We start from the raw sequence: 25522 nt of genomic DNA, 5'->3' as shown, positions 1-25522 counted from the left end.
TTAGTCCTCCTTAAATGCTTTCATATTTCTAAATCCTAACCATGATAGGAACATTAATATTAATGAAACAATTAATGTTACAGCAGCACCTAAAGCTTGATACCTAGAATTTATTGTTAACTTATAAATATATGAAATTAGTAAGTCTGTTGAACCAGCAACGTTTCCATATATAGAAGGGTTAAATGGTCCACCACCATTAAACAGGTGGATAATTGAGAAGTTGTTAAAGTTAAATGTATATTGTCCAATTATCAGTGGAGATATTTGGAACAACACAAGTGGAATTGTAATCCTTAGTGTTTTCTTAAATCCTGTCGCTCCATCTATTTCTGCCGCTTCATATAAATCTTTTGGTATACCTTGTAAAATACCAGTAGTTAACAAGAATATATAAGCAGAACCCAACCAACCTTGTAACAATATAAGTATTGTACGGGTTTGAGCAGTATTATTTTTAATGTCTAAAGAAAGACCAGTTAATGAATTTATAAATAATGTTAATGGTCCATTTCTTGAAAACATCAATGAGAAGAACATTATTGTGATAAATGCTGGAACTGCCCAAGGTAATAAGTAAATAGTTCTAAAGAATCCCTTGAATTTAATTCTGTCTTGGTTTGCAATTAAAGCAAGCACAAAACCTAAAAATATAGCAAGAGAAGTAGCTGCTAGAGTCCATATTACAGTCCATGTTACAATTGGCCAGAATGCTTTACCAGCAACCCCAGAACCTTGTAATAACAATTGATAATTTGAAAATCCTGCCCAAGTAAATTTACTTTGATGATCTGGATTATAGTTTGTAAATGAGATAAGTATTGTTGTGAAAATAGGTACCAATACTATAAACATTATTACAATTGCAGCAGGGGAGATTACTAAATAAGGGAATCCTTCTGTTGCAATTAATTGTTTTGTTTCAAACCATTCATTTTTTCTTGTTCCTTTTATCATTTTCTTTTCAACAGTATTGACATCTTTAAAAGAAATATAAAGTAAGAAAATTGATATTAGTAAAAGGAATATGGATATAATACCTTCAATCATAAATATGATTGATTTGTCTAATCTTTTTCCACCTTCTGCTAAACTTAAAAGACCAGAAACACCTTCACCTTGATAATTTCCAAAACCAAGTGCATAAGGAATGGCAATTAAATAAATAAATAAAGTTCCTAAGAAAAATAAAGCTGCCTTTATGTATTGTTTATTTAATAATTGTCCTAATCCCGGAATTAAGAATGTTAAATAAGAAATAATTGGTTGTTTCTTTTCAACTTCAATAGGAGTTTTTCTTCTTATATCAGAAATATCAGAATTTAATACATTCATTTTTGATTGATAATCAACTTTGATATGGTGTTTGATATTAGTGATATCTTCTTCCAAAGCCTTTTTTTGATTAATATATTTCAAAGCTGCAATGTCATCTTTTGCAGATCTTTTTTTCATTTTAATTTCATTTCTCAATGCAGATTTTGAAATAAGTCCGTCATTAAATTTATTTTGTAATTCTTTTAATTCTAAATCTAATTGTTGTTGTCTTTGTTTTGTTTTAGATTCGATTTCTTTATTTTGTGCTTCAATATCAGCTTCAGTGACATTGCTTAATCTTTTTTGTCTATTTTCTAAATTAATATATAATTGCTTATCATTTTCGATAATATCAGGTATATGAAGTAACTCACGTTCTGCAATTTGATAATTTAATTGAGCATCATAAGTTAAATCTATATATTTTTTATAAAATTCTTCTTTTCTTTTTGCCTTATAAACTCTTTCTTCAAGACTTGCAATTTTTTTATCTTTCATATCTTTGAATCTTGAGCTTGCTTCTTTTTCAATTTTTTCTAAAAAAGCTTTTTCTTTATCTTCATACTCTTTTAATTTTATATTGTATGGATGAGAGTTTCTATTGCTTTTTAGATTTTTTTGTTCAGAAGGGGAGGCTTTTATTAAATCAAGAATATATTCGTTTTTTCTAGGATAACTACGTCCAACGCTATCCATAATATCTTTAGAATAATCCATTTTTTACCTTCCTTTTAGTTATTGGTGCATTTAGTAAAATTATTAGGTATATAATATATAAAATTATCATTAGATAATAGAATAATGAGGAAGTCTCAAATTTCAATATTGTATTTAGAATTCTTAATCCAATAATTGCACTAAAAATAATTTTATATAGGGAAGAAATGCCATATTCTTTATGACTATAAAATGTAAAGACAGTTATAGCAATTGGTTCAATTATATTTAAGAAATAACTAAACATTACCAGACTGAGATAATCACTAACTGATTTATCTTTATTTAATTTAATATAAGTTTCCATTAATTCTTTGCTTTTTGCCATAATAAATGCTTCACAAGTTGCTACAAAGATAATTAATATTGTAGTTATAATTAGTCTTTTTATATATTTTTTTTCTAAAATAAGTTTTTTACTATTCATACACACCCTTAATATTTGAATAGCCAAAACAGTTGTTTTGGCTATTCACAATTATTTAGTTTCCCTTAATTATTTTATCTATAATTAATTACCTGCTTTAATTTGTTCCATCATACCTGTGAATGCTGCGTTTAATTCTTTATATGCTGCAGCTGCGTCAGCAGGTTTAACAGAGTTCCATGATAATACTGCATTTTTCCATGTATCCCAAACTTTACCATATTCTTTGAAAGTTGGTCTTTCTGGTGATAAATAGAATGAATCTACAACGTTTTTAATAATTTTCTTATCTAAATCAGATAAGTCAGATTTTTCATAAACATCAACTTTTACATTTTCTAAAATTTTACCAGTAGATTTATATAATTCAATTGCATTTTCTGGTTTAACTAATTCCATGATTAAAGCTTCTGCTAAAGCCATCTTATCAGCATCTTCTTCAATTCTTGAGTTTATTGCTAATCCCCAAGCACCTTGCCAGTGAGTTAATTTTTTACCAGCTAATGTAATTTGTGTTATTGGATAAACTTCTAAGTTACCTTCTCCAGCTTGTTCTTGGAATGCCTTACCATCCCATGGTCCACCAAGTCTAATAACACCTTTACCACCAGTTTTGAATTCTCCATCGATATAACCCCAACCAGCATCGGCGTCAAACAATGTTGTTCCTTTATCACTATTTAATTTCCAATATTGATAAATACTATCAAATACAGCTTTTTGATCTGCATTTAATTCTTCATATTTTCCAGTATATGTTGATTTAAATTGATCACCATCTTTAGCTAATAAATCAATACCTCCTGCGTTATTTGGTGCAACTCCATACCATGCATCAAATAAAGGTAACAATACGGTTGCTGGATCTTTTTGGTCATTTAATTCAAATGGTTTTGTATGATCAATACCAGCTGCTTCAGCATTTTTTGTATTAACAAAAGTTACTAAAGTTTCTATATTATATGGAAATGCTAGATAATCATTTTCTTTTTTGAATAATCCACCTAAACCAGCTTCATAATCATCCCAACCGCCTACTTTTTCAGACATTTCTTTTGCTGGTAAAGCTGCTAACACATCGTTATCAACCATCCCAGTAAATCTATCTGCAGGGATTGCAAAAACGTCAGCTACGTCACCATTAGTTGCAGATGTTGAATCTATTATGTCTAAATGATCAAATGATCCTGCTTCTTTAATGTTAATTTTAGCATCAGGATTCTTTTCAGTAATCTTTTTGATTGCTGCTTCATAGTAAGGAACCCAGCCTTTTTCTGCTTGTACTGAAATTTCTCCTTTTAATGGAGTTGCATCAGCATTAGTTTTTTCTCCATCTTTTGATTCACCAGTGGATTCTGTGTTGGCTTTATCTTTTGATTCACCACCCTTATTTCCACATGCTACAAGTGAGAACACCATTACTAAAGCTAGTAGTAATGATAATAGTTTTTTGTGATTTGTTTTCATGTTTCCTCCTCATTCTTTGCAACCCATGAAAACGGTTGCGTTATATTTATAGTATAGCTATTATTTTTTTTTGTGTCAATATGTCTAAATACTATATTTGCAAATATTTTCATGAATATTTTAAAAATATAATAATTAGTATTATATTTCAATAAATTTACTAAAGTATCTTTTATGTAAAATTTGTAAAAATGGGTAAAAGTAAATGAAATATAATAATATAATGTATTTAAATTATGAATACAAAAATTTTAAAAATGCTACGTTCATTATTAAATATATTTAATAATGATATATGATAATCAAACAATCTATATTTTTTATAAAAGTATGAAATTTTATTTTGTCATATTATCTAGTTATATTCTATTAAATGTGGTAAACTAACTGTTAAGAAACATATTATATTGAAATTTATTTTGGAGTAATAATGATTTTTAGAAGAAAAGATGGATACAAAGTTAAAGATGTCGATGCATTTACAAGATTTATACCTTTAATTATGAAGCATAGAAATGATGCATTGGTAATGTTAAATCAAGAGATTGATTTAGCACCAATAGATGATTATATTAAAAAGGTTTATTTAGAAAAGGGTATAAGACTATCATATATGCACATTATATATGCTGCTATGGCTCGTACTTATGTTGAAAGACCAAAGATTAATCAGTTTATTATGAATGGTAGATACTATATGAGAAATGATATTACATTTTCTATGGTTGTAAAAAAAGAAATGAGTCTTGAAGCAGATGAAACCATTGTTAAATTGAAATTTAAAGGTGATGAAACACCAATTGAAACAAAAGATAAACTTAATACTAAAATAGAAGCTGAAAAAGATCCAAATACAAGTGGTAACAATGCAACAGATTTATTGATAAAGACTTTATCAAAAACACCACTAAGTATTTTGAAGTTTATAGTATTTATTGTAAAATATTTAGATAAAATAAACTTAATACCTTCCAAGGTTATCGAAGCAAGTCCATTTCATGCTTCTGCATTTATTACAAATTTAGGATCTATTGGGTTAGATGCTGCGTTACATCACATTTATAATTTTGGTACTGTTGGTGCGTTTTTATCAATAGGAAAGAAAAATAGAAAAATTTCAAAGAAAAATAACGAATTTGTAGAAGAAAAAATTATGAATGTTGGTTTTGTAATAGACGAAAGAATATGTGATGGTTTCTATTATGCCTCAGCTATGAGAAGATTTTTCAGATACTTAAATGATCCAGAAAAATTGGAAGAACCAATTAATATGGAAGATTAATATTTTTTTTATATTAGGGTGATAAATCACCCTTTTTTTGATTATAATATTAAAAGTGATTAAGATGATGGAGGAAAAATGGATTACTTAAATATAGATAAAAATATGCTTTATAGCATTGTAAACATGAAATTAAGAGATTACTATTCCAGTTTAGAAGATTTTTGTAAAAGTGAAGATTTAGATTGTGGTAATTTTCAATGTATATTAAAAGAACTTGGATTAGTATATAATAGTAGTACAAATAGCTTAGATTTCGAATAATTTTTTTGATAAAATTTTTTATTAAAAATAAAGACATGTATATGTTTTAGTCGTGACGAGGGGAGAATTATGAAATTAAATATTTACCATACAAATGACATTCATAGTAATTATAATTTTTTACAAAATGTTCATAGATATATGCATGCAAATAAAAAAGAAAATGATTTTTATTTCGATATTGGAGATTATAACGATATAAAAAGTATAGTGGTTGAATCAGATAAAGGTGAATCTGCAATGGATTTATTTATGGATTGTAAACTTGATCTGATGGCTATTGGTAATAATGAAATTGATTTAGGATATAAAAATATTGTAAATCTAGTTAATAAATTTCCTATATTATCATCAAATTTAACAGATGCAGATGATGAAGAGATTCCAAATTTGTGTAAATCAGTTATTTTAGAAAAAGCTGGTAAAAGATTTTTAATAATGAGTGTTGCACCTTATTTTGGATATAAATTTTCTCCTGGAAAATATAACAAGTTTTTCACTTTGGGAAATTTGAAAACACAGGATCCTATTATTGCGATTGAAAATGAGTTGGAAAAACATAAAGGGGAATATGATTTTTCAATACTATTATCACATAGTGGACATATAGTTGATGAAAAATTAATGGAAATTTTTGAACAGATTGATTTATTTCTAGGTGCTCATACTCACATCGTTACAATAGGAGAAAAATATTCTATGTGTGGAAAAGGTGAGTTATTAGGTAAAGTCGAATTATATATTGATGATAATCAAATCGAGATAAGAGAGATTTCTCACATTAATTTAAGTGATGAAGTAAACCCAGAGTTTGAAATGATTTATGCGGAAAAACTTGCCAGAGCTGGAGAAATATTATCTGTAGAAATTGAAGCATTAGAAGATTTAGATTTTAATCCATATAAAGAAAATAGATTAATAAATTTTATTTGTGATGCTTTATATACAAGTCTAGATTGTGATTTTGCAATTATGCACAATGGGATCTCAGAAGGATCATTAATTAAACCAGTTTCTAAGAAAACTTTACTCGAAAATATGCCATCGAAATTAAATCCTACAGTTTTTCCTGTTTTAGGTATAGATATTGTTGAAGCAGTTAAGCAGTCATTTGATGAAAATATAATAAGACAATATGGTTTTGGAGCAGGATTTAGAGGTACAAAACTTGGAACTCTGGGTTTTAGTTACAATGTTCAATTATCAGAAAAACCATTTTATTTTAGGATAAATGGGGAAGATATCATTTTAGACAAAGTTTATAAAGTTGCTGGTGATGACTATCTTCAAAGAGGTACAGGATATCCTAGTCTAAGGACTCCTGATGAAGTATCAGAATTTGAAAATATGTATATAAGAGATTTAGTAAAAAAGAATTTAATGAATAGTGAGATTTTTGAAACTTCAAAAATAATTAGAAAAAGGATATAAAAGAGCGCCCAAATGAAAGATAATCATGTTGGGGGCTCTTAAATTATATCGTTCGTTTTTATTCTTGATTATATAAACTAGCAGCAGCTTCATCCATAATAATTGTTACATGTGGATGTAGTTTTAAGAAACTTGCTGGAATCAATGGTGTAACTAATGTGTCTTTCAATGTTTGCATAATTTTTGCTTTGCTATCACCTGAAGCTAAAAGTATAATTTCTTTTGCTTTAAATATGCTACCAATACCCATTGAAATTGCTGTAGTTGGCACATCATCTATTGAATCAAAAAATCTTGAGTTTGCATGTATAGTTGATTCTGTTAAATCTTCAATATGTGTATATAATTCTAACTTGCTTGAAGGTTCGTTAAAACCAATATGACCATTTGTGCCTATTCCTAAGATTTGTAAATCAATACCGCCTAATTCGTCGATATTTTTTTCGTAATTTTTAGCTTCTTCATTTAAGTCTTCAGCTTTACCATTTGGTACAAATGTTTTTGATTTATCTATGTCTATATGATTAAATAGTGTTTCATTCATAAAATATCTATAACTTTGATCATGATCACCTGAAAGTCCAATATATTCGTCCAAGTTAACAGATGTAATGTCTTTGAAACTTAAATTATTATCTTTGTGTCTTTTAATTAATTCTTCATATAAACCGATAGGTGTTGATCCTGTAGCTAGTCCTAACATTGCGTTAGGTTTGTCATTTATACATTTTTCTACTAAATCAGCTGCTACATTACTTAATTCATCGTAATTTTTTGTAATTATAATTTTCATTGTCCCTCCAATAGCATTTTTTTTAATTATATCATATATAGCATTTATATAATAAGATTTAAAAAATTTTTTGTGATAATTGTTATAAAAAGAAATTTTGGGTAATAATAAGATATTGAATATTGATTGGAGGAATTATGAATAGTTTTTTTACAAACTTTTTGAAAATTAGCACAATGCCAACAATAGTTTCAATAGTAATTTTAATAATTGCTATAGGAATAATGGTAATGCTAAAAAACAAAAAAGTCTCATTTTCATCTAGAATGTTAATAGCTCTAGTGATGGGACTAATTATAGGTATAGGTGTAGATCTTATTTTCGGAGCAAATGCAAACTACGTTGATGTTGGTAGAAATGAAATATCACTATGGTTTGGATTGGTAGGTAATACTTTCGTTAAATTGATACAAATGATGGCTGTGCCAATTGTATTCTTGTCATTATTTTTTGTATTATTAGATTTTGAAGGTAAAAACTTAAAAGGATTTACATTTAAGACATTGTTAATGTTATTAGGTACAACTGCTATAGCTGCTATTATTGCAATTATAGTTGTTAATTTATTTGGTATCACTAAAATACCTCTACAAGGAGAACTTACTGAATCACTGAATGAAAGAATAAGTGGATATTCAAATTCTTCATTCCCAGAATTCTTTGGTAATTTAGTTCCAAATAATATATTCACAGCATTTTCATCAAATAGCGGAATAATTTCAGTTGCTTTAATTGCAATTTTATTTGCCATTTCAGCAAAATTTTTACAAAGCAAAGGTAAAACTGTAATTAATCCTGTAATTGACTTTTTAAGAGGATTATCAACATTAGTAAATTCAGTATTAATTAATATTATTAAAATTATGCCTTATGCAATCATTGCATTAGTAGCAAATACTATAATTTCAAATGGTATTGAATCAATTAAGGCTTTACTTGGATTTATTTTAGCTTTATATACTGCTGTTGCATTACAACTTGTAGTTTACGCTGTAATCTTAATATTATCAGGTGTAAGTCCTATTAAGTTTTACAAAAATGCATTTGCAACATTAGTATTTGCATTTTCATCTAGGTCAAGTGTGGGTACATTACCACATACTTTGGATACAATGAAAAATAAATTAGGAATTTCAAATAAAACTGCAGACTTTATTGGACCACTTGGTACAACAGTTGGTGCAAATGGTTGTGCTGGTATATTCCCAGCAATGCTTGGTGTTTTAGTAGCATCAGCGGCAGGTATAGAAATGAATATTTCATTCTACTTCTTATTAGTTATTGTAGTTACACTTGGTTCAATCGGTATTGCAGGTGTTCCTGGAACAGCCACAGTAGCTGCAACAGTTACACTAAATGGTATTGGATTAGGACAATACTTCAATAGAGTTGGTGCAATCTTTGGTATTGACCCTATTGTAGACATGGGAAGAACAATGTTAAATGTTTGTGGTACAATGGTATCTGCAATTGTAGTTGATAGATGGGAAGGCACACATAATATTGAACAATTCAATGGTAAAAATGTAGACTAATCAGATTTAGATTTAAGGTTCATCAAAGTCCGTTGGGGGAATACTTTCAGCGGATCTAGATGAACCTTTTTTGTATTTGGAATGTTTGAAGTTGGATTTTCCTGATTATTTTTGGATTTACGATTTAGTCAGGAAAGATTATTGCTTATTTTTCCTGATTAATTTGGCATTTGCGATTTAAACAGGAAAAAATTTTTTAGGTTTTCCTGATTATTTTTGATTTCTTGATTTAATCAGGAAAGATTTTTATATATTTTTCCTGATTAATTTGGGATTTTTGATTTAGTCAGGAAAGATTTTTGCTTATTTTTCCTGATTATTTCGTGTTTTTTAATTTAATCAGGAAAAACCTTCATTATTTTTTCCTGTATATTTTAGGTTTTGCGATTTAATCAGGAAAAGCACCTGCTAGTTCTACCTGTTTATTTTTGATTTTTTTGATTTAATCAGGAAATTTGCTTGAAAATTTTTCCTGTCTATATCCAGTTTTGCGATTTAATCAGGAAATTCTCTTACTATTTCATTTTTACATGTGTATTTTTAAATATCTTATTTACACATGTAAGATTTTTGACCATTTTACATGTCTAATCGTCATTTTTCCAATTCCACATGTGAATATTTTTGCCCTCTACATGTCTATTTTAATTTATGCCATTTACACATGTAAGATTTTAAGCCATTTTACATGTGTATTCGCCATTTTGCCATTCCCACATGTAAGTACAAATTTTTTCTACATGTGTATTCCTTATTTCCTCATTTACACATGTAATTGTAGCAAAATTTTTACATGTCTAATCTCCATTTTCCCATTCACACATGTAATTATTAATTTATTACTTTTTTCTAAAAAAAGTCGATTAGCTATAGAAAAAAATTTTAGTTTTTAATATTTTAACAATTTTATATATATTTTGGTATAATTTATTTATAAGAGGAGATTGATATGAAAAAAACTAGAATTTGGCCGGAACCCAAAGTTGTAGTGATTGGCGGGGGAAGTGGTGTTTCTACTATTCTTCCAGGGATCAAGGAGTATACGAGTAAATTAACCGCTATTATTACTGTTTCTGATGATGGGGGTTCAACCGGACGCTTAAGAGAAGATTTAGGTATAATTGCGCCGGGAGATTTGAGAAACTGTCTAGTTTCCTTGGCGAATACTGATGAAGAGATGAGACAGTTATTTGATTATAGATTTGAAAAAGGTGAATTAAAAGGACATAGTTTTGGAAATTTGTTTATAGCAGCGATGTCTGATATTTATAAGGATTTTGGAAAAGCTATTTATAAAGCTGCAGAGATATTGACTATTACAGGTAAAGTTTTACCAATTACAATAGAAAATACAGAATTAGTTGCTGAGCTAGAAAATGGTAAGTTGGTCGTTGGTGAATCAATAATCCCAGAAGAAGTATCAAAGCAAAAGTCAAAAATAAATAGAGTGCATTTAAAACCTAGAGTTGTTGAGATTTTTGAGGATGCTAGACATGATATTGAAAATGCGGATATTATTATTTTAGGACCAGGAAGTTTATATACTTCTATTATGCCTAATTTACTAGCGAAAGATATGACTGAATTAATAAAAAATTCAAAAGCAAAAGTATATTATGTTGTAAATGTTGTTACGCAAAAAGGTGAGACTGATAACTATACGGTTAAGGATCATTATGATGCGATTATTAAACATGCAAATGATAAGATTATAGATGCTGTAATTGTGAATAAAGAAATAGTTAATGATGATATTTTGGAAAAATATAATTCGGTAGAATCCAAATTAGTTTCTTTCCCAGAAAGTGATAGGGAATTTTTTAAAAAAGAAGGCATAAAAGTAATAGAAGATGATATTATAGAAATAATTGATAGTAAAATTAGACATGATGCTGATAAATTATCAGGATTAATTTTTAGTATTTAGGAGTATGAAATGGATCTTAATTTTTTATGGAGTGAGAAAAAGAGAATATTAGGTTTACCTATAAGTTTTACAAGGTATTCAGTGACAGAAGATAGATTTTTTAAAGAAGTTGGTTTATTTAACACAAATGAAGATCAAACACAGTTATATAAAGTTACTGATATCACTGTAAGCAGGTCATTTGGGCAAAAGATTTTAGGACTGGGTTCAATTACATTATTGACTTCAGATCCTTCAAATCCAAAAGTATTAATTCAAAATATTCCTGATCCAAGAAATGTATCAGAATTATTAAATAAATTGGTTGAAAAAGAAAAAAGAGAAAAAAATGTAATTTTCTACGAAAGTCAAAACAATCCAACAAATTTTTAATTTTAATTAAAAAAGCTCTAAAATCTATATTTTACGAAAGTAGTCTCGTGTAAATATGGATTTAGAGCTTCTTTTTATGTTTTATCAATATCTGGTAATCTTACCCGATTTTTATGAATGTTTTTATCTACTTGCTGCTGATAAATCAATAAAAAGTCTATTAAAAGTTTCTATATCTAAAATTGAACAATTCACAATTTTGTTTCCTATCAAAATATTCATAGCAGAATATCCTGTTATGCCTTTTTTCATATCCTTTTTTATTTTTTCATTTTTTACATCATATTCAAATTTTAATTTCTTTCCATTAAATTTTCTAAATTTTGTGCCATCAATTGTAAAGTAAGCATTGTCAATGACAAATGTATAAAACATAAGTACGCTGTACAATATTGCTGTAGCTATCAAACCATAAAGTAAGTCGACAAGATTAACCACAACTATTAGAAAAATAAATGTTGCCAATAAATTTAGTAAAAACGATTTAACTATTGTAAAAAAACTTCTTTTATAAATTTTCATATTTCACCCATAATTTCTATATTTTTATAATATAAAGTATATTGTAAAGATATAGATTGTTCAAGTATTGATTAATTTTTTCTTGACATATATAATTATCGTGACAAATTATATATAAAAAAAGAGTTATTATGATATGAGGAGATAATAAATGATTACAGTTAATGATTTAAGTTTAATATTTCCAGATAAAAAGTTATTTGAAGATGTTGATTTGATATTTACGCCAGGTAATTGCTATGGCATTATTGGCGCAAATGGTGCTGGTAAATCGACCTTCTTAAAAGTTCTATCTGGTGAAAAAGAGCCAACTAAAGGAAATATTACATTCCAAAAAGGTACAAAATTAAGTAAATTAAGTCAAGATCACTATGCGTTTGAAGATTATGAAGTTTTAGACACTGTGTTGATGGGACATGAAGAAATGTACAAAATCGGAAAAGAAAAAGAAGCTATTTACATGAAAGAAGATTTTTCAGATGAAGATGGCATGAGAGCAGCAGAACTTGAAGCAGAGTATGCTGAGCTTGGTGGATATGAATCTGAGTCAGAAGCTTCAACTTTACTACAAGGATTGGGTATTGACGTTTCAAAACACTATCAAAAAATGAGTGAATTAAAAGAGTCAGATAAGATTAAGGTTTTACTTGCTCAAGCATTGTTTGGTAAACCGGATGTTTTATTACTTGACGAACCTACTAATGGTATTGATTTAAGAGCGATACTGTGGTTACAAGAGTTTTTAATTAATTATGAGGGAATAGTTATAGTTGTTTCCCATGATAGATATTTCTTAAATGAAGTGTGTACAGTTATGGTTGATATAGATTTTGGAAAAATCAGAATGTATACAGGTAATTATGATTTTTGGTATGAATCTTCTCAATTAGCTTTGAAAATGGCAAAAGATGAGAATAAGAAAAAAGAAGAAAAAGTAAAAGAATTAAAAGAATTTATTCAAAGATTCTCTGCAAATAAATCTAAATCCAAACAAGCGACATCAAGAAAAAAATTATTAGAAAAAATTACTCTTGATGACATTCAACCTTCAACTAGAAGATATCCATTTGTTGGCTTTACACTTTCAAGAGAACCAGGAAATGAAATCTTAAATATAGAAAATTTAAGTATTATTGAAGGTGATAATACATTAATAAAAAATTTATCCATGAGAGTAGAGAAAAATGATAAAATTGCTTTTATAGGTAATGAAATTGCAATTAGTAAATTTTTTGACTTAATTGCAAATAACGATGAAAATGAAGAAAAGACATTTAAGTGGGGCCAGACTATTTCTAGAGAATATTTCCCAAAAGATAATGCTAAGTATTTTGAAAAAGGAAATTATAATCTAGTGGATTGGTTAAGACAATATTCAAAAGATCAGTCAGAATCGTTTATTAGAGGATTTTTAGGAAAGATGCTTTTCTCTGGAGATGAAGTTTATAAGGATTCTTCAGTTTTGTCTGGGGGAGAAAAAGTTAGGATGATGTTCTCAAAAATGATGATAGAACCATCTAATTTAATTATTCTTGATCAGCCTACAAATCACTTAGATTTGGAAAGTATTGAAGCTGTGAATAATGGCTTAATTAACTATAAAGGAAATGTATTATTTACCTCTCATGACCATCAATTTGTAAATTCTATTGCCAATAGAATCGTAGAAATATTTGATGATGGAACATATAGAGATGAAAAAACAACATATGACGAATATATTGAAAAATATGTTAAGTAATATAATTAAATATATTTATGATTAATAAATTTAATTATTTTTAGAAAAGGAAGTAAGATGAGTAAATTTGGTGATTTTATTGAATTTAAAGATAAAATTATTATCGTTTATGGTATAGATAATAATAAATTATCTTTAATTGAGGAAGTAAGTCAAAAATTTGGATATTCAATTAAGCAAGTTAAAGAAAATGAAACTTATTGCACAATTGAGGAAATTATTTATGACAACACAGAAAATTGTATAGTAGAAAATACAAAACCGGTAGATATTGAGTTTCTGTTGTTTGTAAATATCCTAAATGAAGGACTTTATGATTTCATTGGAGAATTAAAATCAAAAGGATTGTATTTCCCAAATAAAGCAATATTAACACCAACAAATTTAAAATGGAAATTAAGAAGACTATTGTCTGAAAATAAAGAAGAACATGTAGTTATGATGATGTTTACTAATTTGAAAAGAGCTATGATAAAGGCTCAAAAAATAGTAGATAATGAATCACATGACGAAGAACTGCTAAACATTATGGAGCAAGCAAAACATTATTTAAATCCTAGAGAATTTGATTTTGATGAAATGAAAAACATTCATAATAAACTAGCTATGAAAGTCAATAGTCTGGGAGAAATTGATGGGTAGAAGATTAACTGAAGAACAAAGAAAAAAAATATTACAAAAAAGAAAACAAAATAGATTGGTAACTATTAAAATAATAGGAATTTTTGTTTTAATATTATTAGTATTTATTGGTGGTAGAATAATCATTTCAAAGATATTTTCAAATGATAATGCGATTGATACAAATAAAGAAATTGTAAATGAATCAAATAAAGAAAGCAATAAAGAGTCAGATAAAGAAATTAAAAAGGATACAGTGAAGGAGCTGGTTAAAGACACACAATCAGAAGGAGATATTTCTGTAGATGTATTAAACAATGGCGATGATAATGCTAAAACAGGCAAGATAGAAAATAAATATGCTAATGAAAAAATTTCAAAAGCAGATTTAGATAAAAAAATTGCTTCATTACCAGATATTTTGAAACGAAAAATCGAGCTTTATCCGGAATCTGAAACTACAGTGATTCGTTATCAAGAGGCTAAAGAAAAAAATATTAGCAAAGATATTTCTATTGATTTTGAAAATTCAAAATTATTTGATAGAAAAGTGAAACTGCCATATCTAAATCAATGGGATGAGAGATGGGGTTATGAAAAAGTAGATGACCAATATATTGCAATATCTGGGTGTGGACCAACATCCCTGTCTATGGTTTATTCAGGATTAACTGGTGATATTTCCAAAAATCCTTACGAAATGGCAAAATTTGCTTTTGAAAATGGATGGTATGACAAGCAAGGCGGAAAATATGAATTATTTAACTCTGGGGCTCAAAAATTAGGATTAAAGAGCAAAGAGATAAAGTCAAATGAAGATAGTATAAAGAAAAACCTTGATGATGGAAATGTGATAGTTGCCTTAGTCGTGCCTAATGGATATAATGATTTTTCACAGACAGGTGGACATTATATTATACTTACCGATTATAATGAAGAAAATAAACTAGTAATCTATGATGTAAATTCATATAATAATACAAATAAAACTTGGAGTTTTGATCGTGTGTTAGCTCAAACTAAAGTTTTATATTCAATTTCAAAATAAATATTTGATTATAAAAAGGCAGATTTCTGCCTTTTTTATTAACTAGAAATATGATAAAATATTTATTTGAAAGGTGGTGGAGTTTTGCAATTCTTAAATGAGCTAAAAATAGCGTTTTTAACATTAAAAATAACAGATATAATCGATATATTAGTCATGACTTTTTTAATTTATAAAGTAATTATGTTAGTAAAAGAAACTCGTGCTGCCCAATTACTGAAAGGATTATTCATCATACTTATATTTTCGAGAATTAGTATTGCTCTAAACTTGTATACAGTAAACTGGTTGATTTCAAATATATTCACTGCCGGTTTAGTGTTAATTATTGTGGTCTTTCAGCCAGAGCTTAGAAGAGCTTTTGAAAAGCTTGGACGTTCAAATAGATGGTTTACACCATTTGGTAAGATAAAGCCACAACAATTTGAGAGGAAAACTGATGAAATAGTTAATGCCGTAGCATCATTATCTAGACAAAAGATTGGTGCTTTAATTGTGATTGAAAATAAAGTAGGTTTAGCTGATATTGTTGAAACTGGTACAATATTGGATGCTGAAATTTCAAGTGAATTATTAATTAATATATTTTTCCCAAATTCACCTTTACATGATGGCGCGTTAATTATCAAAGATGAAAAAATAACCGCTGCAGGATGTTTTCTACCTTTATCCAGTAATAATACAATATCTAAAGAATTGGGGACAAGACATAGAGCGGCATTAGGTATGAGTGAAAAATCGGATGCTTTTATTATCGTTGTTTCTGAAGAAACAGGTGTAATTACCACTGTATATAATTCAGAATTATCTAGACATATTGATAGTGAGACACTTAGAAATACCTTAAAGAAATTGTTTTATGAATCAGATAATTCAATCTTTAAGAAAGTGACAGATGAGGAAGGAGGAAGTGATGAGAATAATTCAGCGAAATTGGAAGATTAAATTGCTTTCACTTATTGTAGCAATATTCCTATGGTCATTTATCATTGCTAATGAAAACCCAACTGTTTCTACAAGATTAAGTTCAATACCGATTGTCTTAGATAATACTTCAGCATTAGATAATAAAGGATTGATAGTAAGTGAGGGGTATCAAAAATCGGTTGATATTACAGTGTCTGGTAAGAGAAATGAAATTATCAGCATCACACCTTCTCATGTAAGGGCGAGTGTGGATTTTGAAAATGTGGAAGAGGGTACACATAAGTTAAAAGTACAATATAATTTACCGGAAGGTGTGAGTTTACAAGAGTCTGTAGATTCAATTGATGTAAATATTGAGAAAATAATTAGTAAGGATTTTGCGATAAAAGTTCAATCTACAGGAGATTTACAAGAAAATTATGTACTTGATTCTACTTCGGTTACTCCAGAAAAAGTGACTGTCAGAGGATCTAGAACAAATATTGAAAAAATAGCTAATTTAGTTACATATGTTGATTTCAAAAACTTAGAAAAAGATACAACAATTAATAGTGAAATAATTGCTGTAAATCAAAAAGGTGATCAAATAGATAATATTACTTATGGTCAGCAATTTGTTAATATCAGCGTAGGTATTTCAAAACAAAAAGAAGTAGATTTAGAATTAGTAACAAATGGAGAATTAAACGAAAATTATAGATTAAGTTCTTCAATTCTAAATAAGAGTAAGGTACAAGTTAAAGGACCAAAAGATAAGATTGATCAAATAAGCAAAATTAAAACTCAAGAGATAAATATTGCTAACTTAAAGGAAAGTACTAGAAAAGAAGCCACTTTAAGTTTACCTAGTGATATAGTTTTAGTAAATCAAGATCAAGATTTCTTTGTGGATTTTGAAGTGGAAGAGAAAACTGAAAAGATTGTAGAAGTTCCAAAGGAAAACTTCAAGTTGAAGAAGTCAAGTTCTTATAATGCTGAATTTAGTAATAATTCGATTAAGATAACATTCTTCGGATTTGCAAATGAACTTGAAAAAATAAATGCAAAAGATATATCATTAATAGTTGATGCAAGTAATAAATCTGAGGGCTATCATGCGATTGTGCCTGAAGTAAAAGTGAAAGATAATAATTTGGAAAATGTAAAAGTAAAAAATATCGAACCTATAAGAATTATTTTGACAAGGTAGATATGTAATGGAGGAGAAATGTCAGAAGTAAGAGTAAGATTTGCACCTAGTCCAACAGGATATGTTCATATTGGTGGTTTAAGAACAGCCCTATATAACTACTTATTCGCAAGAAATCAAGGTGGAAAGTTCATTTTAAGAATTGAGGATACTGATAGAACTAGATTTGTAGAAGGGGCGTTAGAAAATTTAATTGAAGTTTTGAATTGGGCAGACTTAGACTATGATGAAGGTGTATTTTTAGATGAAAATGGTAAGACATTTGAAAAAGGTGAATACGGCCCATATATACAATCAGATAGAGTAAAAGCAGGTATTTATGATGAACATATTCATAAATTAATAGATGAAGATAAGGCTTATTATTGTTTCTGTAGTGCAGAAAGATTAGATAAATTAAGAGAACAACAAAAAGCTGATGGTAAGATGCCTCGTTACGATGGATTATGTAGAGGTATTTCAAAAGAAGAAGCTCAAAAAAGAGTAGATGCTGGTGAAGAACATGTTGTTAGATTAAAATTACCTGCAAATAAAGACATTCAATTTACTGATGCTATCAAGGGTAATTTAAGTATCAATACAAATGATATGGATGATCAAGTTTTAATTAAATCAGATGGATTCCCAACATATCATTTTGCTGTAGTTGTTGATGACCATCATATGAAAATTACTCATGTAATTCGTGGGGATGAATGGGTATCTTCTACACCAAAGCATGTTTATCTATATGAAGCATTTGGATGGGAAGCTCCAACTTATGTGCATCTACCAACAGTTCTTGGAAAAGATAAAAAGAAATTATCTAAGAGGAATGCTGATGTTGCAGTTGAAGACTTTAAGAAAAAAGGTTATTTAAAAGATGCATTAATCAACTATATTGCTTTAGTTGGTTGGTCTCCAGAAACAAATCAAGAAATACTTTCTCATGATGAATTAATCGAACAATTTAGTTTTGAAAGAGTTTCTAAATCTGGCGGTGTATTTGATGAAGCTAAGCTTGATTGGGTAAATAGCCACTATGTAAAAGAATTAATTGATAGAGAATTATCAGAACAAATTAAACCTTATTTAATTGAAGCTGGATATATCAATGAAGATATTTCTGATGAAAAAATGGACGAAATTTCTGCGACATTTAAAAAATCATTAAATAAATTTTCTGAAATTGTCGAACAAACAGATTTTATTTTTGCTAAATTCGACACACCAGAATTTTATGAAGATGTAAAAGAAAACTTAAATTCAGAAGATAGTAAAAAAGTATTGACAAAATTAAAAGAAATTGTTGAAAATGAAGGGATGAATGAAGAACTAGCTAAGACTATTATGAAGAGAATTCAAAAAGAAACAGGTATTAAAGGAAAATCTCTATTTTTCCCAGTAAGATCTGCACTTTCAGGTTCTGAACATGGCCCAGAAATGATTCATATATTTATGATATTAGGTAAAGAGGGTATTATTAATAGAATTAACTATGTTTTAGAAAATTATTAATATGAAGATTTACAATACATTAACTAGACAAAAAGAAGATTTTAAGACTATTGAAGAAAATAAAGTAAAGATGTATGTGTGTGGTCCGACGGTCTATAACTACATTCATATTGGAAATGCAAGACCTTTAGTGTTTTTTGATACCGTGAGAAACTATTTAGAATATAAAGGATATGATGTGGATTTTGTAATGAATCTTACAGATATTGATGACAAGATAATCAATAGGGCCTTTGAAGAAGATTTGGATTTTCAACAAATCACAAAAACATATATTAAAGCATTCTTACAAAATGCTAAAGATCTTAATGTAAATATTGAAAAAATAATTAAACCGCAAGCAACAAATTATATAGATGAAATGATTACATTTATTTCTGATTTACAAGAAATGGATGCCGCATATGATTCTGGTTCAACTGTTTATTTCAATGTTTCAAAAGCAAAAGATTATGGGAAACTTTCTAAGAAGAATATTGAAGCTTTAGAACATGGTTCTAGAGTTGAAGTTGATAAAGAAAAAAGAAATCCTATGGATTTTGCTCTTTGGAAAAAACAAAAAACAGAAAAAGAGCCTGCTTGGGATAGTCCTTGGGGGAAAGGTAGACCAGGTTGGCATATTGAATGTTCTGTAATGGCGAAGGAAGTTTTGGGAGAAACAATTGATATTCATGGTGGTGGTGAAGATTTAGAATTTCCACATCATGAAAATGAGATTGCACAATCTGAAACATTACATGGTAAGCCATTTGCCAATTACTGGATGCATAATGCGATGATTACAGTGGACAAAACGAAAATGTCCAAATCAATAGGTAACTTCTTTACAATTCATGATATTGAAAAAGATTTTGATTTAATCATAGTTAGGATGTGGTTACTTTCAGGACATTATCGTTCTCAAATAGATTTTTCTAAAGAAAATTTAGAAGCAATCAAAAATGGGTATATTAGATTAAAAAATACTTATGAAGATTTGTCTAGATATATTGATTACACTTCTAATGAAGAACATATTACAGAGGATATAGAAAAAGAAATAAATACATTTGTAGAAAGATTTGAAAGATCTATGGATGATGATTTTAACACTGCGAATGCACTTTCTACATTATTTGACTTTGCGAAATACATTAACACCAATTTTGATGAAAATTCATCAAGAGATTCATTAGAAAAAATAAAAGAAGTATTTGAAGACCTCTTAAAAGTTCTTGGAATTAAATTTAATAAAGAAATTTTAGATGATGAAATTAATAAATTAATTGAAGAAAGACAAGTAGCTAGGAAAAATAAAGATTTTAAGAAAGCTGATGAAATTAGAGATTCACTTTTAGAAAAAGGAATCAGATTAAAAGACACTTCAACGGGAGTCGTTTGGGAAAGAATATAATGGAGAAAATATGTCAGATTTTATACCAGGTAGAAATTCAGTAATAGAATACCTAGAAAATATGAATGGTGCAGAAATCCTTTATGTACAAAAAGGATTAAAGCATAATACAATTGATAAAATAATAAATTTAGCTAATAAAAAAGGTGTTCAAATTAGACAGATTGATAAAAATAGATTAGATAAAATGTCAGATTTTTCTAATCATCAAGGTGTCTATCTTCAAACAAAGGATTATAAATATTACCAATTAGACGAGATTATAAACTATGGGAAAGAATCTGACCGAGATCCATTAATCATCATTCTTGATGAAATAACAGACCCGCATAATTTAGGAGCAATTATTAGAACTGCGGAAGCGGCGGGTGCTACAGGTGTCATTATACCAAAACATAGAGCTGCACAGGTAAATCACACGGTGCATAAAACTTCCTCAGGAGCAACTTCATATATGAGAGTTGCAATGGTAACAAATATAAACAATACTATCGAGGAATTAAAAGAAAATGGTTATTGGATTTACGGGGCAGATGGCCATACAGATAAACTTTACACAGAAATTGACTATTCCGGACCTGTAGGTATTGTCATAGGAAATGAAGGTAAAGGCATCTCACGTCTAACCAAAACAAAATGTGATGATTTAATCAAAATTCCAATGTATGGTAAAACAGAATCACTAAATGCTTCAACCTCCGCTGCGATTTTAATCTATGGGGTATTAAATTCTAGGAGAAAATAAGTAGCTAAAATAATTAAGAAACGCGGGGTAACAACACCTTCTCTTTAAAATCCTTAATTGTGTTGAATCCAAAATAAAAACACAACACACAATAGGAAAATTTCCTAAGTGTGTTGAATAATATGTATAAGCAGAGGCTATTGCAAAGAAATTGCAATAGCCTCATTTTAATAAGATTAAATTTTGCTAATTTAATCTTGTCACAGTATTTTGAGAAATACTAAAAAAAATAATTTGTATCAAACTTGTATCAAAGCAAGACCAAATTAAGTCCAAACATTAAAAAAAACGTGTATTTCTACACGTTTCTAATCTATATATTGGAGGCGGCAACCGGATTTGAACCGGTGGTGAAGGTGTTGCAGACCTGTGCCTTACCACTTGGCTATGCCGCCAAAATTCGTTACCAATTAATTATATATAATTAATATAAAAATATCAAGTAAAAACTATATTAATTTTGAAAAAAGTGGTATATAATATACTGATACAAAATTATGAGAAGGAGAATAAAATGTTAAGATTAATAAAAAAGCTGGAGAAAAAACAATGGTTATTGTTATTTATTGTTTTTATATTAGTTTTTGCTCAAGTTATGCTTGAGTTAAAAATGCCAGACTATATGTTCGAGGTAACAAAGTTAGTTCAAACTCCGGGAACTAATTTGGGAGATATCTGGCAAAATGGATTGTATATGCTTTTATGTGCATTGGGATCTGTATTTATTGCTTTTGTTTCAAGTTACTTTATTGCTTATGTAACATCAAAATTTTCATTTAATTTGACAAGAGATTTATTTAATAAGATACAAGCAATGTCATTTGAAAATATAGAAAGATTTTCTACATCAAGTTTAATTACAAGAACAACAAATGATATTTCACAAATTGAAATGTTTCTTGGAATGGGGCTTATGATATTTATGAGATCTCCTATTATGGCAGTATTGGCGATATCAAAAATATTAGATAAAGGATTTGAATGGTCCCTTGCAACTGCAATAGCTGTGGGTATACTACTGACAGTTATTACTTTACTTTCTATTATTGTAATTCCTAAATTTAAGATAATTCAAAAGTTAACTGATAAATTAAATAATGTTACTAGGGAAAACTTGACAGGAATTAGAGTGGTTAGAGCATTTAATGCCGAAAAATATCAAGAAGTGAAGATAAAAGATGTAAATGAAAAGTTAACTTCATTACACAAATTTACACAAAAATCATTTGGTACATTAATGCCAATTATGAATATTGTATTATATGGTTTGACTCTAGTGATTTACTTAATTGGTGCAAACATGATTGCAAATGCAGCATTTGTTGATAAAATCAATATCTTTGGAAATATGATTGTATTTTCTTCATATGCTATGCAAGTTATATTTTCATTTTTAATGATGGCGTTTTTACTTGTTAATTATTCTAGAGCTCAGGTTTCATCTGATCGTATAAATGAAGTTTTAAATACAAAAGAAACCTTATTAGAAGGTTCATTTGATTCTGAAACTGAAAAACATGGAGAAATTGAGTTTAGAGATGTATCATTCAAGTATCCCGATGCAGAGGAATACATTCTTGAAGATATATCTTTTAGTGTTAAACAAGGTGAAAATATTGCGATTATAGGTATGACGGGATCAGGTAAGTCAACACTTGTAAATTTAATACCAAGATTTTATGAAGTGACTGAAGGTGAAATATTGGTTGATGGTGTAAATGTAAAAGATTATACTTTTGCAAATCTATATAACAAGATCGGATATGTTTCTCAAAGAGCAGTTATGTTTAATATGCCTATAAAGGATAATATTGCCTTTGGTGAAGCGAAAGAAGACATAGATGAAGAAGATGTTGTGAGAGCTGCGAAGATTTCACAAGCGGATGAATTCATTAGTAAAATGGATAATCAATATGATTCTATGATTTCTAGAGGTGGTACAAATATTTCTGGTGGTCAAAAACAAAGATTATCAATTGCTAGAGCAATCGCTAGAAAACCAGAAATTTTTATCTTTGATGATACATTCTCTGCATTAGATTTTAAAACTGAGTCAGTATTAAGAAAAGAGTTGGAAGAAAACTTAAAAGAATCAACATCAATAGTTGTTGCATCAAGAGTTGGATCAATCATGAATTCAGATAAAATCATTCTATTAGAAAAAGGAAGAATTGTGGGAATGGGCACCCATAAAGAATTGTGGTTAAATAATCAATTGTATAGAGAAATTGCACTATCTCAACTTTCAGAGGAGGAATTAAATGAGTCAATCAAATAAAAATACTCCACTAGATAATAAAAAGAAAAAAACAAATATTTTTAAATCATTAAAAATATTATTTAATAATATGAAGAGTTATAGAATTGCATTATTTAGTGTGATTTTACTAGCATTTATTTCATCTGCATTATTAATCTATACACCTAAGAAAATGTCTGAATTAACAGATCATATTTCAAGTTCGATTAAATTAGATGATACAAAAATGCAAAATTTAATAAAAGAAATTTCTGTAAATGTTCAAACAAGACCAAATCAAGATTTAGTATTTGATAATAAAAAAATCACTTATGAAGATCAAGTAAAATTCATGAAAAGTATACAAACATTAGGACCAAATTTTAGTTCTAAAAAGCAACTTTCAAAGGAACAACAAGAAGAAATTTTAGATACATTTAGAAACATTCCTCAATCTATTTCTGAAATAATTGAACCAAAGACAAATTTAGAAAAGATAAAGGAAATTGCTATTTTAATTTTAGTACTTTATGTAGTGTCATCAATTTTATCATACATTCAAGCGTATATTTTAGCGAATGTTGCAAATGATTATGCTTTTGATTTAAGAAAGAAAATCGGAGATAAGATTAATGCATTACCTCTAAATTACTTTGACACAAATCAAGTAGGAGATATCATATCTCGTATGACAAATGATGTTGATACTATTTCAATGAGTTTAAATCAATCATTGGGTACATTAGCTTCAGCCACAACCTTATTATTAGGTTCAACATTAATGATGTTTATTACAAATTGGACTTTAGCACTTGTGGCAATTGGCTCAAGTTTAATTGGATTTATTCTAATTGGTGTAATAATGGCTAATTCACAAAAATATTTTAAATTGAGACAAGAATCAATTGGTTCATTAAATGGACATATTGAAGAGGTGTTTTCAGGCATTAATATCATTAAATCATATAATGCTACAAAACAAAGCTACACTAAATTTACTGAATTAAATGAAAATTTGTATAACGCAAATATTAAAAGTAAGTTTTTATCAAGTTTGATGCATCCAATCATGATGTTTGTTGGTAATCTAGGATATCTTGCTGTTTCAATAGTTGGGTCTGTACTTACTTCAGAAAATATAATAACTTTTGGTGTAATTATAGCTTTTATGACTTATGTAAGATTATTTACTAATCCACTTACACAACTTGCTCAATCTGTTACTTCATTACAATCATCTGCGGCAGCAGGTGAAAGAGTGTTTAGCTTTTTAGCTGAAGAAGAACTTAAAGACGAAAAATATATTAATTTGAGATTAGATCTTAATGAAGTTGAAGGTAAAATTGAATTTAAGAATGTTGTATTTAAATATCCAAGCAATGATAAACCAACGATTAAAGGATTTTCAGCTACAGCACTTCCTGGTCAAAAAATAGCTATAGTTGGCCCTACAGGTGCAGGAAAATCTACTATGGTTAATCTACTAATGAAGTTTTATGAAATTAGTGAAGGTGATATTTTGATTGACGGACACTCAATTAATGACATTTCTAGAGAAAACATTCATGATTTGTTTACAATGATATTACAAGATACTTGGCTATTTAATGGTACTATAAGAGAAAATATTACGTATAATATGGAAGATGTCACTTATGAAGAGCTAAACATTTTAATTAAATTTATTGGCTTAGATCACTTTATCAAAACACTTCCAAACAATATAGATACTGTAATAAAAGACAATGAATCAGTGAGTGCAGGTCAAAGACAGCTTCTTACAATTGCAAGAGGAATGTTAAAAGATGCTCCATTCTTAATATTAGATGAAGCAACATCAAATGTAGATACAAGAACAGAAGAAACCATTCAAGAAGCGATGGATAAATTAATGGTTGGAAAAACTTCATTTATTATCGCTCATAGATTATCAACAATAATCAATGCCGATTTAATTTTAGTAATGAATGAAGGAAATATCATTGAACAAGGTACACACGAAGAATTATTAGCAAAAAACGGATTCTATGCCGATTTATATAACTCACAATTTAGCTTATAAGGGGAA

At 28.3% G+C, this 25522-nt stretch carries 21 protein-coding genes and 1 tRNA gene; 16 read left to right on the top strand and 6 right to left on the bottom strand.

The features are described 5' to 3' along the window. The 3 genes from HMPREF9709_RS05105 to HMPREF9709_RS05095 all read right to left on the bottom strand — a co-directional run bounded on the left by HMPREF9709_RS05105 (position 1) and on the right by HMPREF9709_RS05095 (position 3928). The gene (locus HMPREF9709_RS05105) at positions 1–2034 is read right to left on the bottom strand and encodes an ABC transporter permease subunit (protein ID WP_005398473.1); all 2034 of its coding nucleotides are present in this window, start codon (positions 2032–2034) and stop codon (positions 1–3) included. Beyond that, positions 2021–2461, bottom strand: coding sequence for a hypothetical protein (locus HMPREF9709_RS05100; protein ID WP_005398472.1), 441 nt, complete (start codon positions 2459–2461; stop codon positions 2021–2023). Before HMPREF9709_RS05100 ends, HMPREF9709_RS05105 begins: the two co-directional genes overlap by 14 nt. 84 nt (positions 2462–2545) lie before the next feature. Beyond that, positions 2546–3928 (bottom strand): sugar ABC transporter substrate-binding protein, encoded by a 1383-nt coding sequence (locus HMPREF9709_RS05095; protein ID WP_005398471.1) that lies wholly within the window; start codon positions 3926–3928, stop codon positions 2546–2548. Between the two features lie 430 nt (positions 3929–4358). Between HMPREF9709_RS05095 and HMPREF9709_RS05090 the strand changes: the two genes are divergently transcribed. The 3 genes from HMPREF9709_RS05090 to HMPREF9709_RS05080 all read left to right on the top strand — a co-directional run bounded on the left by HMPREF9709_RS05090 (position 4359) and on the right by HMPREF9709_RS05080 (position 6905). Next, on the top strand, positions 4359–5210 hold the full coding sequence (locus HMPREF9709_RS05090; protein ID WP_005398470.1) for a 2-oxo acid dehydrogenase subunit E2: 852 nt from the start codon (positions 4359–4361) through the stop codon (positions 5208–5210). 78 nt (positions 5211–5288) lie between these two features. Further along, the gene (locus HMPREF9709_RS05085) at positions 5289–5474 is read left to right on the top strand and encodes a DUF4250 domain-containing protein (protein ID WP_005398469.1); all 186 of its coding nucleotides are present in this window, start codon (positions 5289–5291) and stop codon (positions 5472–5474) included. 69 nt (positions 5475–5543) lie between these two features. Then, positions 5544–6905 carry a bifunctional metallophosphatase/5'-nucleotidase gene (locus HMPREF9709_RS05080; RefSeq protein ID WP_005398468.1) on the top strand — a complete coding sequence of 454 codons (1362 nt, stop codon included), beginning with the start codon at positions 5544–5546 and terminating at the stop codon, positions 6903–6905. Positions 6906–6963: 58 nt separating this feature from the next. Here the strand turns inward: HMPREF9709_RS05080 and nagB are convergent, their stop codons facing one another. Then, positions 6964–7698, bottom strand: coding sequence for a glucosamine-6-phosphate deaminase (gene nagB / locus HMPREF9709_RS05075; RefSeq protein WP_005398467.1), 735 nt, complete (start codon positions 7696–7698; stop codon positions 6964–6966). 137 nt (positions 7699–7835) lie between these two features. Between nagB and HMPREF9709_RS05070 the strand changes: the two genes are divergently transcribed. The 3 genes from HMPREF9709_RS05070 (at position 7836) to HMPREF9709_RS05060 (ending at position 11532) form a co-directional block, all read left to right on the top strand. Next, positions 7836–9233 carry a cation:dicarboxylate symporter family transporter gene (locus HMPREF9709_RS05070; RefSeq protein WP_005398466.1) on the top strand — a complete coding sequence of 466 codons (1398 nt, stop codon included), beginning with the start codon at positions 7836–7838 and terminating at the stop codon, positions 9231–9233. A 949-nt stretch (positions 9234–10182) separates the two neighbouring features. Continuing rightward, on the top strand, positions 10183–11160 hold the full coding sequence (locus HMPREF9709_RS05065) for a gluconeogenesis factor YvcK family protein (protein WP_005398465.1): 978 nt from the start codon (positions 10183–10185) through the stop codon (positions 11158–11160). A gap of 9 nt (positions 11161–11169) precedes the next feature. Then, positions 11170–11532, top strand: coding sequence for a PH domain-containing protein (locus tag HMPREF9709_RS05060; protein WP_005398464.1), 363 nt, complete (start codon positions 11170–11172; stop codon positions 11530–11532). A 123-nt stretch (positions 11533–11655) separates the two neighbouring features. Here HMPREF9709_RS05060 and HMPREF9709_RS05055 read toward each other — a convergent pair whose 3' ends face one another. Beyond that, positions 11656–12054, bottom strand: a complete 399-nt coding sequence (locus HMPREF9709_RS05055) for a hypothetical protein (protein ID WP_005398463.1) — start codon at positions 12052–12054, stop codon at positions 11656–11658. A 151-nt stretch (positions 12055–12205) separates the two neighbouring features. On the opposite strand from HMPREF9709_RS05055, the gene HMPREF9709_RS05050 reads away from it, so the two are divergent. The 8 genes from HMPREF9709_RS05050 (at position 12206) to rlmB (ending at position 21215) form a co-directional block, all read left to right on the top strand. Further along, complete coding sequence (locus HMPREF9709_RS05050) at positions 12206–13795, top strand: ABC-F family ATP-binding cassette domain-containing protein (protein ID WP_005398461.1); 1590 nt, start codon at positions 12206–12208, stop codon at positions 13793–13795. Positions 13796–13852: 57 nt separating this feature from the next. Continuing rightward, complete coding sequence (locus HMPREF9709_RS05045) at positions 13853–14437, top strand: DUF3783 domain-containing protein (protein WP_005398460.1); 585 nt, start codon at positions 13853–13855, stop codon at positions 14435–14437. Beyond that, positions 14430–15464 (top strand): C39 family peptidase, encoded by a 1035-nt coding sequence (locus HMPREF9709_RS09605; protein ID WP_005398459.1) that lies wholly within the window; start codon positions 14430–14432, stop codon positions 15462–15464. Before HMPREF9709_RS05045 ends, HMPREF9709_RS09605 begins: the two co-directional genes overlap by 8 nt. An 84-nt stretch (positions 15465–15548) precedes the next feature. Further along, positions 15549–16409 (top strand): diadenylate cyclase CdaA, encoded by an 861-nt coding sequence (gene cdaA, locus HMPREF9709_RS05035; RefSeq protein ID WP_005398458.1) that lies wholly within the window; start codon positions 15549–15551, stop codon positions 16407–16409. Beyond that, positions 16378–17580 carry a CdaR family protein gene (locus HMPREF9709_RS05030; RefSeq protein ID WP_005398457.1) on the top strand — a complete coding sequence of 401 codons (1203 nt, stop codon included), beginning with the start codon at positions 16378–16380 and terminating at the stop codon, positions 17578–17580. Before cdaA ends, HMPREF9709_RS05030 begins: the two co-directional genes overlap by 32 nt. An 18-nt stretch (positions 17581–17598) precedes the next feature. Continuing rightward, positions 17599–19077 (top strand): glutamate--tRNA ligase, encoded by a 1479-nt coding sequence (gene gltX, locus HMPREF9709_RS05025; protein ID WP_005398451.1) that lies wholly within the window; start codon positions 17599–17601, stop codon positions 19075–19077. 1 nt (position 19078) lies between these two features. After that, positions 19079–20470 (top strand): cysteine--tRNA ligase, encoded by a 1392-nt coding sequence (gene cysS / locus HMPREF9709_RS05020; RefSeq protein WP_005398450.1) that lies wholly within the window; start codon positions 19079–19081, stop codon positions 20468–20470. A gap of 10 nt (positions 20471–20480) precedes the next feature. Next, on the top strand, positions 20481–21215 hold the full coding sequence (gene rlmB / locus HMPREF9709_RS05015; RefSeq protein ID WP_005398449.1) for a 23S rRNA (guanosine(2251)-2'-O)-methyltransferase RlmB: 735 nt from the start codon (positions 20481–20483) through the stop codon (positions 21213–21215). A gap of 321 nt (positions 21216–21536) precedes the next feature. Here the strand turns inward: rlmB and HMPREF9709_RS05010 are convergent. Further along, a tRNA-Cys gene (locus HMPREF9709_RS05010) sits at positions 21537–21610 on the bottom strand. Between the two features lie 119 nt (positions 21611–21729). Here HMPREF9709_RS05010 and HMPREF9709_RS05005 point away from each other — a divergent pair. Further along, positions 21730–23493 (top strand): ABC transporter ATP-binding protein, encoded by a 1764-nt coding sequence (locus HMPREF9709_RS05005; protein ID WP_005398447.1) that lies wholly within the window; start codon positions 21730–21732, stop codon positions 23491–23493. Then, positions 23477–25516, top strand: coding sequence for an ABC transporter ATP-binding protein (locus tag HMPREF9709_RS05000; RefSeq protein WP_005398445.1), 2040 nt, complete (start codon positions 23477–23479; stop codon positions 25514–25516). The genes HMPREF9709_RS05005 and HMPREF9709_RS05000 overlap by 17 nt, the downstream gene beginning before the upstream one ends. Positions 25517–25522 lie beyond the last annotated feature (6 nt).

The sequence above is a fragment of the Helcococcus kunzii ATCC 51366 genome, assembly GCF_000245755.1.
Taxonomy (GTDB): domain Bacteria; phylum Bacillota; class Clostridia; order Tissierellales; family Peptoniphilaceae; genus Helcococcus; species Helcococcus kunzii.
The sequence above is the reverse complement of the archived record's forward strand: the minus strand, read 5'-3'. Positions and strand labels throughout refer to the sequence as shown.